A 16,939-nucleotide genomic window follows, 5' to 3' on the forward strand; every position below is an offset into this window, starting at 1 on the left:
TCAACAAAGTAAGCACAAAAGGGGCATAAAATAAAAAAGACCAGTCACAGATTATAGACTAAGGAGATTCCCATGATTTATCTAATTTAGGAAGGCCAAATCAGCCCCCATATTCCTCTATGAAAGCAGCGCTCTACACTAAATTCCAAGGCCCAATTTCAATCGAAACCGTAACCGACCCAAAGCCCGTTACTGGAGGTGTGATCCTAAAAGTAGGCGCCACAGGCTTGTGCCGAAGTGACTGGCATGGCTGGATCGGACATGATACTGACATTGAGTTACCGCATGTACCTGGACATGAATTGGCTGGAACTGTGGTAGAGTTAGGCAAAGGCATTAGCAAATTCAAAATTGGAGATCGGGTAACCGTTCCCTTTGTGAGCGGCTGTGGAAGTTGCGAGCAATGCAATTCAGGCAATCAGCAAGTGTGTGATCATCAGTTTCAACCTGGGTTTACCCATTGGGGAAGTTTTGCTGAATATGTAGGCATTCATTATGCCGACACCAATTTGGTGCACCTTCCCGATGAAATCAGTTTTGAAACCGCGGCAAGCTTGGGTTGTAGGTTTATCACTTCCTTCAGAGCGGTAGCGCACCAAGCCAAAACAACTGGCGGAAATTGGGTGGCGGTGCATGGTTGCGGTGGCGTTGGGCTTTCTGCCATTATGATTGCCGAAGCTTTAGGTGCTCAAGTAATTGCAATAGACATTGATGATACTAAGCTGGCTTTTGCCAAAACGATTGGTGCGCACTACACTGTAAATGGGGCAAAAGAAAATGTGGTTGACGCTGTCAAAGAAATCTCAAAAGGTGGTGTACATGTTTCTATTGATGCACTCGGAAGCAAAACCACCTGTTTCAACTCCATTGCCAACCTCAGAAAAAGAGGCAAACATATTCAGGTGGGATTAATGGCTGGCAACGATTACCTACCAGAAATACCAATGCATTTGGTGGTAGCCAATGAGTTAGAAGTAATTGGGAGCCACGGCATGCAAGCCCATGCTTATCCTGAAATGATGGAAATGATTAAATCAGGAAAACTTCAACCCGAAAAACTGATTGGTGAGCTGATTTCTTTAGAAGAAGCCACAAACCTACTTCCCAAAATGAATGAATTTCAGGGAGTAGGTGTGAAAGTGATTAATCGGTTCTGATTTTTTATTCGTAGCGAAGCGCTTCCACGGGATTACGTTTGGCGGCTACATAAGACTGCCCAATTACGGTACATGTTGCTAAAACTATTGCAGAGACTCCAGCGATGGCAAAAATCCACCAACTCAGTTCTGTTTGGCTGGCAAAGTTGGCGAGCCATTCGTTCATAAAATACCAACCCAATGGGCAAGCAATCACAAAAGCCAGTAATACCCATTTTAAGAAACCACTTGTAAGCAAACTAATCACCTGAGTTTCGCTTGCTCCTACTACCTTTCGAATACCGATTTCCTTGATTCTTTTTCTGGTTTCATACAGTGCGAAAGTGAAAAGACCTACGGAAGAAATCATCAAACCAACTAAGGTGAATAACATGAAAATCTCGGAAAGTTTCCTTTCACGCTCATATTGGGCCTGAAGCTTGTCTTCCAAAATAGTGTAATTAAAAGGCTGACTAGGGTTAACCAACTCATACAGTGCTCCTAATCGCTCCAAAGTGGCCTTATATTGCTTAGAAGCTATTCGTACTGAAAACTCTTTATCAACATCTCTAAAGAACACCATGATAGCGGGTTCTATCTTCTTAGATAGATGAGCATAATGGAAATCATCCACTACCCCGATAACCCTCCACGGATCATCTTCACCATCCCATGAGCTGCTCGCCACTTTTACATCGCTCAAATCTGTAATACCCCAATAATCCATCGCTGCTTTATTGATAACTACTTTGTGTTGTCTTGAAACATCCAGCGAATCTGAAAAAAATCTTCCTGCCACCATTTCCAGCCCGAGCATATTAGCATAATCTGGGTCAATGGTCATTAAGCTTGTTTCCGTGTATTCAAAATCACTTCCCGAAAGTTTCCATGACATGGTACTCGCTGATCCGTCAAAAGGCATTAGCCCTTGCGAATAAGAAATTATACCTGGCATTTTAAGCAGTTCATTTCTTACCAATTCATAACTACTCTCTTGAGCCTTCAAGTCCTTTTTGTATGTCTCTTCGTCTTCAAAATTATAAGGCAGCCTATCAAAAAACTTAATTGCCACCAGACCATTCGGGTCATAGCCCAAATCCTTATTCTGCATATATTTGAACTGCTTATAAACCACTGAGGTGGCAATGATCAATGCGATGGCAAATACATATTGAATGGTGGTCAGTATACGCCCTGTCGAACCTTTTTTATCGTTCAGTTGCCCCATTAATGCTTGAGAGGTTACCAATTTTGAGGATTGAATGATGGAGAATAGGGTAGAGATAATGGTGAATAGAAAAACGCCAATGGCAATTATAAGGAGCACCTCTAGTAAAGGTTTACCGAAAGTGATACCCAAAAACCTCAAATAAGCATCTTTAACCAACATAAAGAGCCCAAACACAATTACTATACTCAGCAGTGCATAAAGTAATCGTGAGGCCAATAGCTCTAGTAAGAAATCAAATTTAGTCGCGCCATTTACCTGCTTAATCCCTTTCGTCTTCAACTGAGAAAGCATTAGGGTGGATTGCATATTGGTGAAATTCAGAATACTCACCAATAGGATAACAAAAGCCACCAAGAACAAAGAGTTCACTTCATCCATATTACCATGCTTAGCAAGGATGGAGTTTGAGAAATTATGATGAAAGTACACATCACTAAAAGCAACAGTCGATAAAGTACTTTCCTTAAATTGAGGGTGGCTTCTTCCAGCTTCTTTAACTTCTGCATTAAAGGTTGACTGATCGAAAGAGTCATTGGTAAGAATGAACTCCATTCCTGAATTGCCCCACCATTCTTGTGACTGGCTTGGCACTAAAAAATCGAAGGATAGCGTACTGTTTGAAGGAATATCCTCCAAGATTCCAGCTACTTGATAATAGCCCTTCCGATCACACTCTAAATAAATAGTTTCGCCCAATGGATCCTTGTCACCAAAAATCTTCTTGGAGAAAGATTTGGTCAAGACGATATGGGAAGGATTGTCTAAAATTTCATTTGGTTCGCCCACCAAAAGCTTGAAATCAAAAAAATCAAAAAAAGTGCTATCCGCGATTAAACCTCCACCTCTATATTCATTATTATCAAATTTCAATTTGATTCGCTCTGGCGTATAAAAGGCCGTATAGAGCTTACTCTTTACACTCGGGTATTTTTTATAGTCCAATCTAAAAAAAAGACCAGCACTGATTGGGTTAATATTATCCACCGCACTTTGCTGAATTACAGGAATATAAATTCGGTCCACTTCAGAATGAAACCTATCCGTTTGCAACTCAGAATCTACCCACATATAAATCAAAAAGGCACTTAACACCCCTATAACCATACTGATAAGACTACCAGTAGTAATCAGTCGGTTCTTCAATATATCTCTGCTGGCAAATTTGAAATGGTAGTTCATTGGAGTGGTTTAAAGATTAAAAAACGATGTATCAAAAAAAATCCATCAACACATAGATGAATTGAGTACCATTAAAGTTCAATAAAATATCCCTGTTTAAAAATGAATTAACATATAATAACCTTTGATAAGGACTTGATATCCAACGCATCAACTGTTCAAGTTTGATGAACTACGCAGAATGCACAAAAAATAGCCAGCGCCAATAGAAGGTTCATGTTCTTTATGGGCTGGCTATTGTCATTACTATTGCCATAGTGATTTGGGAAACACTCAGACAACTTCCTTGAATTTTAAAACTTCAAAGCCGCGTAGCCCTTCAACTGGTAGGTGGTTAACGTACTCAGCATTGAAGTAGCTACTTTAATCCCAGGTGCAAGTTTCGTGTGATCAATGCTACGTCCTAAAATAGATTGAGAACAAGCGAACAACTTCACTCCTGCTCCTTCTAATTCTTTAAAAAGTGGAATATGTGGGTTATCCACCCCAAATTTCGCTTTGTATGTAGCATTATCCAGTGTAGACCAAACTGCCTGTCCGTGAATAGCCAAAACTACCTTTAAGTTTTTAGCGGGCACTCCTCCCATCGCATGTAGGTTCAAAAGTCGAGCTACATTCTCTAAAGAATACATAACTGCCTTAGGGTCTTCATCGCCAGTCGCTACATCAATAACTATTTTGTACTCCAGTTTAGGATCAGGCTTTTCGACAGCAAAAGGGGCGTCAAAAATCCCACCGTACCCTTTAATAATCGGGTTAATTTTTTCTTGAGAAAAACCGATGTTAACAATTAACAAAGCGGCAAAAGCAAAGAGGTACTTATTCAATTTTTTCATGCTATTCTGGGGTTTATTAGAATCGAGCCCAATAGACACAATTTCAAAGAATAAATCAATCAATCTTTTGGTAAAGGCCTTCCCACTTAACAAAAGCGTAGTCTTTCTTATGGCAACAGTGGCAATTCAATCCCTGCGGCAAACAATGCTTTGAATAATCGCTCCGGGAACTACCAAAACTCCTATGCTTCTTACATAAGAATCCATTTTTATTAAATCTCTTTTTTTGTACATTCATTGGATTCTCCTTAACCATACTGTATGAAAAACTCCCTCACACTTTTGCTCGTTTTTTTTCTAATCTCTTGTACTTCAGACCCCAAGAATGAAGTAGTCATTGATGGACTTAAAGCACCCGTAGAAATTATTCGCGATGAATGGGGGCTCAACCACATCTATGCTGAGAACCAACATGATCTATTTTTTGCTCAAGGTTATGCGGCTGCCCAAGACCGCCTTTTCCAATTCGAAATTTGGAGAAGGCAAGCCACAGGAACTGTTGCTGAAATTCTGGGTGAAAAAGAATTAAAAAGAGATATCGGAACTCGTCTTTTCAAATTCAGAGGTAATATGGAGGATGAAATGAACCATTATCACGATGATGGCGAGGAAATTATTACCGCCTACACCGCAGGAGTAAATGCCTACATTGAAGAAGCACTTCAAAACAAAGGGCTTTTACCAATTGAATTTAAAATACTAGGTATCCTTCCTCAAAAGTGGACTCCTGATGTTGTTATTTCTCGTCATCAAGGGCTTTTAGGGAATATTGGTAAAGAACTTCAAGTAGGCCGAGCAGTTGCCAAAGTAGGTGATACAAAAGTAAAAGAGCTCTACTGGTTTCACCCTCAAGACCCCGATCTAACACTCGATGCGAAAATCAATAAAGAGCTACTCTTCGATAACAAAATCCTCGAACTGTACAATGCTTACCGCAGCACCGTAAAATTCGAAAAAGAGGATGTCGTTGAAGCCTACCGAAATAGCACTGAAGAAAAGGCTTTGACTTCCATATTCGATGGAAAAAATGATTCTCTTTCCATTGGTAGCAATAACTGGGTAGTAAGTGGTGCAAAAACAGCAGATGGCAACACCTATATGGCCAACGATCCGCACAGGACTATTGCTGTTCCATCATTGCGCTATATGGTGCATTTGGTCGCTCCGGGTTGGAATGTAATTGGTGGCGGTGAACCAGAAATTCCAGGAATATCAATCGGCCATAACGAATATGGGGCTTGGGGCTTAACTGTTTTCGAAACCGATGGAGAAGACCTTTATGTTTATGAACTCAACCCTGATAACGCTAACCAATACAAATACAACGGTGAATGGGCGGACATGAACACTATTTCAGAAACTATCAAAGTGAAAGGAATGGAGGATCAAACTATTGACATGAAATATACCCAACACGGCCCTGTGACTTATGTGGATGAGAAAAACAATGTGGCCTACGCTATCCGTTGCGCTTGGTTAGAGCCAGGAGGCTCACCCTATTTAGCCTCGTTGAGAATGGATCAAGCAAAAACTTGGGAAGAATTTAGAGAGGCCTGCAGCTTCAGTCATATTCCGGGCGAAAACATGATTTGGGCCGATAAAAAAGGTAACATCGGACTGCAAGCCGTGGGCATTGCCCCAATCCGAAATAACTTTAGCGGTATGGTTCCAGTGCCGGGCGATGGTCGATATGAATGGGACAGTTATCTTCCAATTATAGAAAAACCAAATGACTTAAATCCAGCAGACGGCTTTATTGCTACCGCCAATCAGAATGTGACGCCAGAGGATTATACTCACTGGAATGCCGTTGGCTACACTTGGGCAGACCCATTTCGTGGTGACCGCGTTGCTGAAGTACTAAAAAGCGGAAATGATTTTGATATGGAATCCTTAAGGGCCTTACAAGTAGATTACCTTTCAATTCCAGCCAGGACTTTAACGCCAATGCTGATGAATTTAAGACTTGAAGGTAAAGCTAATGAGATCAGAAATAGACTCAAAAACTGGGATTATAGACTAGAAGCCAATTCCATTGAATCAGCTATTTATGTAGCCTTTGAAAATCAACTTTCACGACTGGCCACTCAAAAATTCATCCCAAGTGAATTGAGAGGAATAGTGTACAGTCTACAACTTACCCGAATCATTCAATGGCTAGAAAACCCAGATGAGCGATTTGGTGCAAATCCAACAAAAGAGAGAGATCAGTTTTTAGCAGAAGCCTTTAATAATGGCATTGCCTACCTAGAAAGAACCCTTGATGATGACATAAATAAATGGCAATATGGTCAAGAGAAACTAAAGCACACGGCAATGTCTCATGCACTTGGCGACCTAGTGGAACCCGACCTTCAATCCAAAATAAACTTAGGTCCTTTGCCAAGAGGTGGTAATTCATACACCGTTGGGTCCACAGGAGGAAATAATCGACAAAGCAGTGGTGCTTCATTCAGAATGATTGTAAATACAGGTGATTGGGATGCCGCAATAGCCACCAATGGCCCCGGCCAATCAGGTAATCCGGAAAGTCCATTTTACAGCAATCTATTTGAACCATGGGCGAAGGATCAATATTTCCCTGTCTATTATTCAAAAGAGAAAATCAATGAAGTTGCAGTTGAAAAACGAGTGTTAAAGCCTATCAAATAGCTCTACCGATAGCATGAAAGTGGATAAAAGGATAAACGCGAAGCTTATTCCCACTTAAAATAAGCATAGCCCTTAAGCTGATAGGTACTTATAGTAGTAAGTGCCGAGGTTCCAATTTTCACACCGGGCATTAAGTCCTCTACCTTATTTCCATACATGGAATACGACTGACCACAAACTATCACTTCAACACCTGCTTCCATTAACTCTTTGTACAATGGCACATAAGGGCTTTCTACTTCGTATTTGGTTTTATAAGCATCAGCATTCAATACAGAGCTTGTGGCTCCGGCATGAATCACCACCGCAACTTTAAGGTTTTCAGGCTTCACTCCACCTACCCCATGTAAATTTATCAAGCGGGCAATATTGGTGGCCGCAAAAGCCGCATTTTCTGGCTTATCAAGTTTATGCACCAACTCAATCAGAATTTTGTATTCCATATTTGGATCTGGTGCAACATCCACCTTTTCCAATTCTAAAATTCGACCGTAATTTTTGATAATTGGGTTTACCCATTTCTTTTCTTGAGAAAAACTCAGTTGGGCAATCAACAGTAATGAGAAGGCAATAAGGGTTCTAAGTTTCATAGGAGTGTTTTTTAACCCGTTCAATTACAAGAATCTGACCAGTAAATTCAAACCGTAGAAGTAAAAATTCGACCAAGCCTGAAATTAATATCTCGGTTTGTTGTAAAAATATACCGTTTGGTATATTTTTACATGTGCCTTTTGAAAAATCTGAAAGAACAAAAAAAAGAATCATTGAAACGGTAGCCCCAATTTTCAACAAAAAGGGTTACCAGAGTACCGCTTTGTCGGACATCACCAACGCCACTGGCTTGACCAAGGGCGCCATCTATGGAAACTTCGGAAATAAGGAGAACTTGGCCGAAGCATGCTTCAATCACAATGTAAAGTTCCTACAGAAGGGTTTACAAATGACTTGGGCAGCGAATCCTTCAAGTATAGCCAAGCTCATTGGTTTACTTAACTTCTATCATCAGAACTATGAAACTGTGGCCAACAATGGCGGTTGCCCCTTAATGAATGTGGCGGTAGAAGCAGATGACTTCTATCCTTTTTTTAAGGAAAAGGCAAAAACCATTCTATTGACTTGGCAATCTGAAATTGCTAGTGTAATCAAAGAAGGACAGGATTCAGGCGAAATCAAGCTTGAAATTGACGCATTAAGTTTCGCAAACTTTTATATCGCTTCCATTGAAGGCGGTATTCTGATTGCAAAAACCACTAACAATCCAGCATCGTTTTTTAACATTATAGAAAACTTGAAATCATTGGTCAATCACCAATTAAAAATAACAACATGAAAAGAGTAGTCATTACAGGAATGGGGGCATTGACCCCAATTGGAAATAATTTAGAGACTTATTGGGCAAACTTAAAGGCTGGAAAAAGCGGTGGCGGACCCATTACGAGGTTCGACACTACTAAATTCAAAAGTCACTTTGCCTGCGAGCTGAAGGACTTTAATGTAGAAGATTACATTCCGAGAAATGAGGCGAGACGTATGGATCCATATACGCAGTATGCACTAATTGCTACGGAAGAAGCCATCAAAAACGCAAAAATCAATTTTGATGTACTGAATAGAAATAGAATCGGGGTCATTTGGGGCTCTGGAAACGGAGGAATTCAAACCTTTACGGAGGAAATGATTGAATATGTAAAAAATGACGAAACGCCTCGCTTCTCTCCTTTCTTTATTCCCAAAATCATAGCCGATATTGCTTCAGGCCTTATCTCCATTAAATATGGATTAAGGGGCGTGAACTTCACTACCATTTCTGCTTGCGCCTCTTCTACCACTGCTATTATTGATGCCTTTAACTACATTAAGTGGGGTAAAGCCGACATGATCATTACCGGAGGTTCGGAGGCGCCAATTACCGCAGCTGCCCTGGGTGGTTTTACTGCTTCACGGGCACTTTCTACCAACAACGAAAACCCAGAAACCGCTTGCCGTCCGTTTGATGTAAGTCGTGACGGATTTGTAATGGGCGAAGGCGCTGGCTCCTTAATTTTAGAATCTTATGAGCATGCCATTGCCAGAGGTGCAACCATCATAGCTGAAGTAGCGGGTGGTGGAATGGCGGCAGATGCCTATCACTTAACTGGAACTCACCCCGAAGGAGAAGGTGCTTTCTTAGGAATAAATGAAGCGCTGAACGATGCGGGTATTGAAGCGAAAGATATTGACTACATCAACATGCACGCAACCTCTACCTCAGTTGGTGACACAAGTGAGTTGATCGCGATTGAAAGAGTTTTCGGGACGAATCCTGACCTGAATATCTCAGCCACTAAATCTATGACTGGTCACTTGCTTGGTGCGGCAGGTGCTATCGAAGCGATTGCCAGCGTGATGGCGATTGTAGATGGCATTATTCCTCCAACGATTAACACGAAAAATGTAGATCCAGAATTTGACGATAAGTTTGAGCTCACCCTTGGTTCGGCACAAAAACGAGAAGTGAAATATGCGCTCAGCAACACTTTTGGCTTTGGCGGGCATATGGCCAGCGCAGTGTTTAAGAGATTTGAAGGGTAGTAGTTAGATGTTAGATGTTAGATGTTAGAGCGAAACGCGATGTAAAGAGGTGGTTCAAAAATAAACCCATTTCCTGAGGTAGGATCTGGGTTATGCTTTAGTAATGCTAATCTTTGTTATTATTTACACCTTAATAAAACACCACCTCCACATTAGGAAGAGCACTTTTTAGCTTTTCGATATCGTTGCTGCGCAAAGAGGTATTGAAGCAAATGACGGTTTCTAGTTTCTTGAGTTCCGTCAGTCGGTCAAATTTGAAAACTTTGGTGTTTGAACAGTCTATCCATTTTAAGTTAGACAGCCCTTCTAGCCCAGTGAAGCGCTTCACGTTCGTGCCAGAGCAATTGATTCGTTCTAGCTTTGTCATGGTGGTGAGCGGGCGCAAATCATCGATGGCCGTATTGCTAAAATTCAAGGACTTGAGGTTATTGAATTTTAGCACAGACAACAAGTCCGCGACTGGCATTTCGGTAAAGCTCAGCGATTCTAGAGCTTTTAAGTCTGGCAATGAATTCAAATCCTTCATCCCCAAACGGTTTAGGCTAAGTTCTTTCAATCGATAAAACTCAGATAATTCCGCCAAAGTGGTGACAGATGAGCCTTGAATATTCAATCTTTCAAGGGACACCAATTGATGCAATTGTTTGGCGGTTGGCTGAGCAGCCATTACCACGTTTTCTTTAAAAGCACGCTTCATTGGCTCACTTAAAATTCCCCACCAAGCATTTAAGGCTTTGGTTTGAAAAATCACAGTCAAGTCTTCCTTCTTATCCAGTAGTAATGAAACGGCAGTTTTATCGACATTACTTCCTTCTACACTTAAGTATTTCAACATGGCCAATCGCCCCAAGTCAGTAATATTCTTGACCTTGGTGTTCTCAGCCTCAACATGTCTTAAATTGGATAAGTTGGCCAAAGGCGAGAGGTCTGCTACAGTGGTATTATTTAGCGTAACCGTTTCTAAACGTTCCAATGACTCAAGTCCTTGAAGGTTCTTTAACGGGTTAGAATTCAAGTTCAAATGGGCTATTTTCTTCAGCTGTGTTAATGGCGCTAAAGTTAAAATTCCCGCCCCTTCTAAATTCAAAGAATCGATTCTTAGTAACTGAATTAAGTCCTCGTTATCAGGACTTGGCGTATCCATGTATTTGGTCAAAACGCCTTTCCACATGTCTGACATCCCTCCCCACCATTGCTCTAATTGCTTGGTATTTCTTACAACTAACACTCGTGGATTGGCCTCCACATAAGCCTCCGTACTAACCTCATCGAGTGGTGCATTGTCGCAGTAGATTTTCGTTAAGGATTTGACTTGAGCAAGTGGCTGAAGTGTTTCTACCTTGGTATTCGTAATGTTCACCGTCTTCAATTGACTCAAACTCGAAAGTGGCGCAAGGTCACTTACGTTTGTCAACTCAAGGTTCAATTCTTGTAAAGCGGTTGCTGATTGAAAGCCATTCAAGCTTACAATATCACTTGCCGACAGATCCAATTTTTTAAGCCTATTCAACTTAGAAAAATCGACTGTTGCCGTTTGCGCAGCTTCTGACAAGTTTAGCTCTTCAAGAGAAACAAGATTACTTATAAATGATAATTCTATTTGTTTGATCCGGGACAGGTTCAGCTTCTTTAATTTCTCAAACGACTTCAATAATGAGAAATCCTCTACATGACAATTCGAGAGATTAAGCGATTCTATTTCGTTATGATATTTTAGGTATTGAAGATCGAAAACGGAGGTATTCGAAACATCAAGTGACTTTAAAGTATTAATAGATCTCAAAGGTTTTAGATCATTAATCCATGTATTGCTTATTTTCAGATACGTTAGGTTGGTAAGCTGATAAATTGGATCAAGATTGAGCACAAGGTCATTTCCTGATAAATCAAGGGAATCGATTGAGGCCAAACGCACCAAGTCTTGATTGGACATACTGTCTCCTTGAAACTTGATTTTATCTTTAAAAACCTGCTTCCAACCAAATGTAAGCAGTGACCACCATTCTCTTAGCTGTTTATCTTTACTCAGTTTGTTAGTGTAGATACTCGCTATTTTTAATTCACTCTTTTTAGGGTCTAAATTCAATTCAATGAACCGCTTTTGACTGCTGTTTACAGGTTCTCCACTTAAGGAAGTACCTTGTAAGTTTCTTATGATTTCGGCCTTATAGAATGGAGTTCCATCTTCTTTGGTTTGCACCAGTATTTCTGTGATTTCGAAATCGAAAACCACATTCTTGAAGAAGAAATCAATATCCTTTAAATAGGCCTGAATGTCTTTGAAAATTGGAGTTGATCTCTTTTCTTCCAGATCATCTTCTACTTGAACTTTAGGATCGACAAAGAGCTTTGCATAGCTATTACTAATGATCACCTCTTTCTCGCTTACAGCGGTACGCTCAGCTCCTATTACATTGAGGTAATACTCTAATGCACTAATAATTTCTTTGACTCCCTCCTTCTTTTTTTCCAATACCGAGTCTGGCAAAACTGGAGATTGCGCCCATAATGAGGCACTTGCGCTAAAAAAGAGCAGCAATAAAATGAGTCTATTTCTTCTCATAAATTATTTTCAATAAATCTTCTTTCTGAGAAGCATTGACTTGGAGTAAGTCTGAAATTAGCCAACCGGAATTGTCGTTGGCGCGGTTGAAATTGGTGAGAGAAAAATACCAACCATCAACTCCGAAGAAATGATAATTCATTCGGTTTACGGTTTGAAATTGAAGGATCCCCATTTTCACTTCGTAGAGAAATACCGTCAATAAATCTGGCTTATAATCGGCCAAGGTATATGACTCTGGAACGCCTCCTTTCAATAGGGCTTTTCTTAAATTCATAAAATCAAGCTCGTGACTCATCGGATGAAGAAAGACCTTGGTTTCACCTCGTTGTTTATCAAACATGGTTTTATAAGGTTCGAAAGCGACATCGGCTATCACCCATTCGTAGCCAAGCGCCTCCTTCTGAATTTTCATATAGAGCAGCAAAGGCAACTCTTTCCCTTTATAAAGAAAAGTAGTATTCACCACAGCAAACCAGTCTTTTGAATGTAGATTCAAAAATTCTGGATTATCACCTTGGGTTACTCTTTCAATAAAGTCGTTCTTGGCTTGAGAAGAAATATCAGTATCCTCTTCATCGAAGAGGATACTGAGGTACCTTTTACGCAACCTTTCATTGCGATATTGCCTGTCATCAGGCTCAAACGTTCTTCCTTTTACGTCTTCCTCTCCGTTAAAGCGCTTAAAAAACTGATTGAGTTGCTTCGTGCTTGCCATCAGTTGCTGCTCGATTTCATAATTCTCACCCACAATTTGAGCGGAGGAATATGAAGTAAAAACGAAGAAGAAAGAAAGTGAAAGAAGAATTAGTCTTTTCATACTGAAGTTTCAGATACTCGGATATCGCCTAAAATTACGTCCCAAAATTCGATAGTTCTACCTGCAATCTGAGTCTTTTTCTTTTCTACGTAAATGGTAATATCCTTTTTAGTCGTGTCTTTGTAGTTCATTTTATCCGCAGTAGTCCCTTCAAACTTTTGATAAACAGTCACCACGCCAACATATCGGCCATCAGGTTGTCTTTCTAAGTCAGAAATATACTGAACGTCATACCACTCGATATTTACCTTATCATAGTTAAGCGCCATCAATCTCTGGAAATACTCACGTACTTTATAGTACTTGATCTCTTCTGAAGCAAGCGATGAAACGCCCATTTCGCTACCAGGAGCAAATAATTCTTCGGCCCTATCCATAACACGGTTGGCTTCAGAAAAAGGAGTGTCCTTGTTTCCAATAATCGCGATGTACTTACCTAAGTCTTTAACTTTTTCCAATGCTAGTGAATCAATTGCTTTTTCACGATTGGGATCTACTGGACTTTGAGCTTGGGTTGAAACAGCAAAAACCGCCATTAAAGCAACCACATAAGAAAGTCTTTTAAATATTTGATTGTTCATAATTTTCTTGTGTTAGGGTGTTTTTGACTATTTCTTTACTAATACTAACTCCTTGATTCTGCCTTGAGAATCCATCACCATTTCTTTTACTTTATGCGGAGCCTTCTTAAGGTCCTTTAAGTAGTTAAGGTATTTAGTAATTGTAGTTGGTTCGTCAAAATCTTCAGTTCCATTGGCTGCGTAAAAAATGATCAATACTGGAGCTTCTCCATTACTAAACATTCCAACGGCTTCTCTGATGTTATTATTTGCTGCATTAATAGAAGAAGCATTCGCTATTTGTCCAAAGTAGTTAGACAACCTAGCGTCAAGCGCTCTATTGGCGGCTTCTGGATCTACTTTTGGCTCTTCCTTCTTTACAGGAGTTGGCTCTGGAATGGTTTCTTCAATAACTTCTTCTGGTTCTTGGTTGGCATCAACCACTGCTTTTTGACTCTTACAAGAGGACAGTACAAATAGCAGTACGCAGAAGACTGGCACTAATTTAAAAATGCTTTTCATGTTGTGTAAATTTGGTTTCATATATATGGCTTCGTTAAACGATTACTCTTCAAGCAAGTTCTGTTCCAAGTAACTATTATTTTCATTAAACAGCTCTTTTCGCATCTTTTTACAAATTTCTATTTCCGAATAGAGAAAAATGCTGTCAAAATGAAAACAAGAATCTTGTAAGCGGACAAATATGGGGAAAGAGTGACACACCTGTTCTCCATTTTGTATCAGCCTGTGGTAAAAAGTCACAGAAAAAAATAGAAATGTCGCAATAGGACAACCCTGTTGCGACATTTCTATTTATCAGATTCTGCTTTATGCTCTTCTATCCCTTTGGAGCTATTTGCGCACCCTCAGGCATTTTGAAATTATCCATACTAGGAACTTCTTTAGAAAGCTTTACATTTTCGAAAAGCACTTCGTTTCTCATCCCCCCAACTTCTCCATCTTTATACTGATACCATTGCAAAGCTTTTGGAATCGTAATTCCGTTGATGGTTTGCCATTGGTCATACTTAATTAGGCTCCAACGGTCACTGGTAGTTTCTGCTCCAAAAGTAGCGGTATACATTAGCCACGCCATTTTATTGGTTTCTGGATCAGAATAAATAATGTAATTATCTTTTGATGACTCGCCAACTCCGCTTTCGTAAGACACCTTAACAGCATTGTAAGTTGTCCCCAAAATGTTCATTGGTTCCACATCTTCATACATGACTCCTTGATCACCGACAACAAAAGGGAATGCATAAAAGTAAAAATAGAGGTTATAGGTCATTCGGGCTCGGGAAGCATTAGCCGTTGCTGGCATTACCCACACCTCATTACCATCAAAACCAATCGTATCATTCTCTGATTCAATTCTTGTAAATCTACTTTGAAGCTCAATCAGGTGATGTTGCCCATTCGACATATCATAAGAAAGCTGCTTCATTTCAGACCAATTACCAAAACCACCATGGGCATCAAAAACTTTGGTAATACTAGCCGAGTGATGATCCGTTTTTGGAGGGTCCACTTTTACTTCTTCGATTTTATTCTCAGTTTTTGTCCCCCCGCACCCCATCAGGGCCGTCATAAGGAAAACTATTAGATACTTTTTCATTTCGGATTGATTAAATTCAGCTGTAAAGTTCACGAACTTACAGATTCTCAACGTCAGATGTCTTACCTAAGTCACGAACTTGGCCAAGAATGATCAGAATTTATATTGAACATCAATCAATTAGACAATTTTATTATGGAAGAAGAATTATTCAACCAAGTAAGAGACACTATCATCACCAAGCATCCTGAGGTGTCAGAAGGGACAATGATGTCATCTCCAGGGATTCAGATGACTGGTAAAAACTTTGCGTTTTTCTATAAAAGATCACTTGCCGTTCGTCTAGGAAGGGATTTTGAGCCTGAATCGGAAGGCATTCACAAATATGAATTACTTAACCCTTTCAAAACCAAACCTCCATTGAAAGATTGGTTTGTAATAAGCTTTGATGAAGCAAGCAAATGGCCAATGTTGGCCGAAATTGCTTTAAACCAGATGAGAAGCAGTAAATAAGCTTCATTCATTCTTAACCTTTATTTATAACTCAAGAAATTCCTTTGGGCTAAACATACGGCTATCTAAATAAACAAAGACTCAGTTCTTTTCAGTAGCTGTTTGGAACTGTATATTTGGGCAAGAAATGATTTGAATGAAAGAGAAAAAAAAACAATTCGAAACCGAGGCAATCCGCACTCAAATTGAAGGGACTCATGCACAGGAGCATTCTACTCCTATGTACCTTACTTCTAGCTTTACCTATCAAGATGCAGAAGAAATGCGTGCTGCATTTGCTGGTGAAAACGATAAGAATATTTATAGCCGTTTCAGTAATCCAAACCTTCAGGAATTTGTAGACAAAGTCTGTAAAATGGAAAACGCAGAAGCAGGCTATGCTTTTGCTTCAGGCATGGCAGCTATTTTCTCCACTTTCGCTGCCTTACTTTCCTCTGGAGACCATATTATTTCTTGTCGCTCCATTTTTGGTTCAACCCATACCATTTTCGGTAAAATATTGCCCAAATGGAAAATCGATACTACTTACGTAGACATTAACAACACCAGCGATTGGGGAAAAGCCGTTCAACCTAATACAAAAATTTTATATGTAGAAACCCCTACAAATCCTGCGGTAGATATTATTGATTTAGAATGGTTGGGCAATTTCGCCAAAACTCATAAGCTCATTTTAGTAGTCGACAATTGCTTTGCCACTCCTTACCTGCAACAGCCAATTCAATACGGAGCCGACTTAGTCATTCATTCAGCCACTAAATTTATGGATGGACAAGGGCGCGTAATGGGAGGGGTTACTGTAGGGAAAAAAGAAATGATTGATGAAATCTATGCCTTTAGCAGAAGTACTGGCCCAGCTTTATCAGCCTTCAATGCTTGGGTAATTTCTAAAAGCTTAGAGACCTTAGCTGTACGCATGGATCGCCATTCAGAAAATGCACTCAAACTTGCTGAGTTTCTCGAAAAATCAGAATTCGTAGAGTGGGTCAAATACCCATTCTTGAAGTCGCACCCCATGTATGAGGTTGCAAAAAAGCAAATGAAAGCGGGCGGAGCAGTGGTTGCTTTTGGCATCAAAGGAGGCTTAGAAAACGGAAGAACATTTTTGAACAACATTAAAATGTGCTCACTTACCGCCAATTTGGGAGATAGCCGAACCATTGTAACGCATCCCTCTTCTACTACGCACGCCAAACTCTCGGAAGAAGAAAGAATGAAAGTGGGGATTACTCCGGAACTGATTCGCGTTTCAGTAGGTTTAGAGCACATCACAGACATTATAAATGATATTGAGCAGGCCTTAGAAGCCGCCCAATAATT

General features: G+C 40.1%; 14 protein-coding genes. 6 read left to right on the forward strand and 8 right to left on the reverse strand.

Annotation, left to right across the window (positions count from 1 at the left end; translation table 11 throughout):
• The first annotated feature begins 119 nt into the window (after positions 1 to 119).
• Positions 120 to 1,157, forward strand: coding sequence for a zinc-dependent alcohol dehydrogenase family protein (locus VOI17_RS10560; RefSeq protein ID WP_323757216.1), 1,038 nt, complete (start codon positions 120 to 122; stop codon positions 1,155 to 1,157).
• 4 nt (positions 1,158 to 1,161) lie between these two features.
• Here VOI17_RS10560 and VOI17_RS10565 read toward each other — a convergent pair whose 3' ends face one another.
• A complete protein-coding gene (locus tag VOI17_RS10565) occupies positions 1,162 to 3,546 on the reverse strand; it encodes an ABC transporter permease (RefSeq protein WP_323757217.1) in 2,385 nt (794 codons plus the stop codon).
• Between the two features lie 293 nt (positions 3,547 to 3,839).
• Positions 3,840 to 4,382 carry a DsrE family protein gene (locus VOI17_RS10570; RefSeq protein WP_323757218.1) on the reverse strand — a complete coding sequence of 181 codons (543 nt, stop codon included), beginning with the start codon at positions 4,380 to 4,382 and terminating at the stop codon, positions 3,840 to 3,842.
• Between the two features lie 261 nt (positions 4,383 to 4,643).
• Between VOI17_RS10570 and VOI17_RS10575 the strand changes: the two genes are divergently transcribed.
• Positions 4,644 to 7,034 carry a penicillin acylase family protein gene (locus tag VOI17_RS10575; protein ID WP_323757219.1) on the forward strand — a complete coding sequence of 797 codons (2,391 nt, stop codon included), beginning with the start codon at positions 4,644 to 4,646 and terminating at the stop codon, positions 7,032 to 7,034.
• 44 nt (positions 7,035 to 7,078) lie between these two features.
• Here VOI17_RS10575 and VOI17_RS10580 read toward each other — a convergent pair whose 3' ends face one another.
• Positions 7,079 to 7,624 carry a DsrE family protein gene (locus tag VOI17_RS10580; protein ID WP_323757220.1) on the reverse strand — a complete coding sequence of 182 codons (546 nt, stop codon included), beginning with the start codon at positions 7,622 to 7,624 and terminating at the stop codon, positions 7,079 to 7,081.
• A 134-nt stretch (positions 7,625 to 7,758) separates the two neighbouring features.
• Here VOI17_RS10580 and VOI17_RS10585 point away from each other — a divergent pair, with 134 nt between their 5' ends.
• Together VOI17_RS10585 and fabF are read left to right on the forward strand one after the other, a co-directional pair.
• A complete protein-coding gene (locus tag VOI17_RS10585; RefSeq protein WP_323757221.1) occupies positions 7,759 to 8,364 on the forward strand; it encodes a TetR/AcrR family transcriptional regulator in 606 nt (201 codons plus the stop codon).
• On the forward strand, positions 8,361 to 9,605 hold the full coding sequence (gene fabF / locus VOI17_RS10590) for a beta-ketoacyl-ACP synthase II (protein ID WP_323757222.1): 1,245 nt from the start codon (positions 8,361 to 8,363) through the stop codon (positions 9,603 to 9,605). The genes VOI17_RS10585 and fabF overlap by 4 nt, the downstream gene beginning before the upstream one ends.
• 130 nt (positions 9,606 to 9,735) lie before the next feature.
• Here fabF and VOI17_RS10595 read toward each other — a convergent pair whose 3' ends face one another.
• The 5 genes from VOI17_RS10595 to VOI17_RS10615 all read right to left on the reverse strand — a co-directional run bounded on the left by VOI17_RS10595 (position 9,736) and on the right by VOI17_RS10615 (position 15,166).
• Positions 9,736 to 12,168 (reverse strand): hypothetical protein, encoded by a 2,433-nt coding sequence (locus VOI17_RS10595; RefSeq protein ID WP_323757223.1) that lies wholly within the window; start codon positions 12,166 to 12,168, stop codon positions 9,736 to 9,738.
• Positions 12,155 to 12,988 (reverse strand): hypothetical protein, encoded by an 834-nt coding sequence (locus VOI17_RS10600; protein WP_323757224.1) that lies wholly within the window; start codon positions 12,986 to 12,988, stop codon positions 12,155 to 12,157. Before VOI17_RS10600 ends, VOI17_RS10595 begins: the two co-directional genes overlap by 14 nt.
• Positions 12,985 to 13,524 (reverse strand): hypothetical protein, encoded by a 540-nt coding sequence (locus tag VOI17_RS10605; RefSeq protein WP_323757242.1) that lies wholly within the window; start codon positions 13,522 to 13,524, stop codon positions 12,985 to 12,987. Before VOI17_RS10605 ends, VOI17_RS10600 begins: the two co-directional genes overlap by 4 nt.
• A gap of 72 nt (positions 13,525 to 13,596) precedes the next feature.
• Positions 13,597 to 14,070 carry a nucleoid-structuring protein H-NS gene (locus tag VOI17_RS10610; protein WP_323757225.1) on the reverse strand — a complete coding sequence of 158 codons (474 nt, stop codon included), beginning with the start codon at positions 14,068 to 14,070 and terminating at the stop codon, positions 13,597 to 13,599.
• Positions 14,071 to 14,386: 316 nt separating this feature from the next.
• A complete protein-coding gene (locus VOI17_RS10615) occupies positions 14,387 to 15,166 on the reverse strand; it encodes a DUF6503 family protein (protein ID WP_323757226.1) in 780 nt (259 codons plus the stop codon).
• A gap of 135 nt (positions 15,167 to 15,301) precedes the next feature.
• Here VOI17_RS10615 and VOI17_RS10620 point away from each other — a divergent pair, with 135 nt between their 5' ends.
• The gene (locus VOI17_RS10620) at positions 15,302 to 15,619 is read left to right on the forward strand and encodes a hypothetical protein (protein WP_323757227.1); all 318 of its coding nucleotides are present in this window, start codon (positions 15,302 to 15,304) and stop codon (positions 15,617 to 15,619) included.
• 136 nt (positions 15,620 to 15,755) lie between these two features.
• Complete coding sequence (locus VOI17_RS10625) at positions 15,756 to 16,937, forward strand: O-succinylhomoserine sulfhydrylase (RefSeq protein WP_323757228.1); 1,182 nt, start codon at positions 15,756 to 15,758, stop codon at positions 16,935 to 16,937.
• The last annotated feature ends 2 nt before the right edge of the window (positions 16,938 to 16,939 follow it).

It is taken from the genome of Roseivirga sp. (genome assembly GCF_034669765.1).
Lineage (GTDB): Bacteria > Bacteroidota > Bacteroidia > Cytophagales > Cyclobacteriaceae > Roseivirga.

Excerpts from the sequence above, each read along its gene's own strand:
- VOI17_RS10560 (WP_323757216.1), top strand. The coding sequence starts at position 120 with ATGAAAGCAGCGCTCTACACTAAATTCCAAGGCCCAATTTCAATCGAA.
- VOI17_RS10565 (WP_323757217.1), bottom strand. The coding sequence starts at position 3,546 with ATGAACTACCATTTCAAATTTGCCAGCAGAGATATATTGAAGAACCGA.
- VOI17_RS10570 (WP_323757218.1), bottom strand. The coding sequence starts at position 4,382 with ATGAAAAAATTGAATAAGTACCTCTTTGCTTTTGCCGCTTTGTTAATT.
- VOI17_RS10575 (WP_323757219.1), top strand. The coding sequence starts at position 4,644 with ATGAAAAACTCCCTCACACTTTTGCTCGTTTTTTTTCTAATCTCTTGT.
- VOI17_RS10580 (WP_323757220.1), bottom strand. The coding sequence starts at position 7,624 with ATGAAACTTAGAACCCTTATTGCCTTCTCATTACTGTTGATTGCCCAA.
- fabF (WP_323757222.1), top strand. The coding sequence starts at position 8,361 with ATGAAAAGAGTAGTCATTACAGGAATGGGGGCATTGACCCCAATTGGA.
- VOI17_RS10595 (WP_323757223.1), bottom strand. The coding sequence starts at position 12,168 with ATGAGAAGAAATAGACTCATTTTATTGCTGCTCTTTTTTAGCGCAAGT.
- VOI17_RS10600 (WP_323757224.1), bottom strand. The coding sequence starts at position 12,988 with ATGAAAAGACTAATTCTTCTTTCACTTTCTTTCTTCTTCGTTTTTACT.
- VOI17_RS10605 (WP_323757242.1), bottom strand. The coding sequence starts at position 13,524 with ATGGCGGTTTTTGCTGTTTCAACCCAAGCTCAAAGTCCAGTAGATCCC.
- VOI17_RS10610 (WP_323757225.1), bottom strand. The coding sequence starts at position 14,070 with ATGAAAAGCATTTTTAAATTAGTGCCAGTCTTCTGCGTACTGCTATTT.
- VOI17_RS10615 (WP_323757226.1), bottom strand. The coding sequence starts at position 15,166 with ATGAAAAAGTATCTAATAGTTTTCCTTATGACGGCCCTGATGGGGTGC.
- VOI17_RS10620 (WP_323757227.1), top strand. The coding sequence starts at position 15,302 with ATGGAAGAAGAATTATTCAACCAAGTAAGAGACACTATCATCACCAAG.
- VOI17_RS10625 (WP_323757228.1), top strand. The coding sequence starts at position 15,756 with ATGAAAGAGAAAAAAAAACAATTCGAAACCGAGGCAATCCGCACTCAA.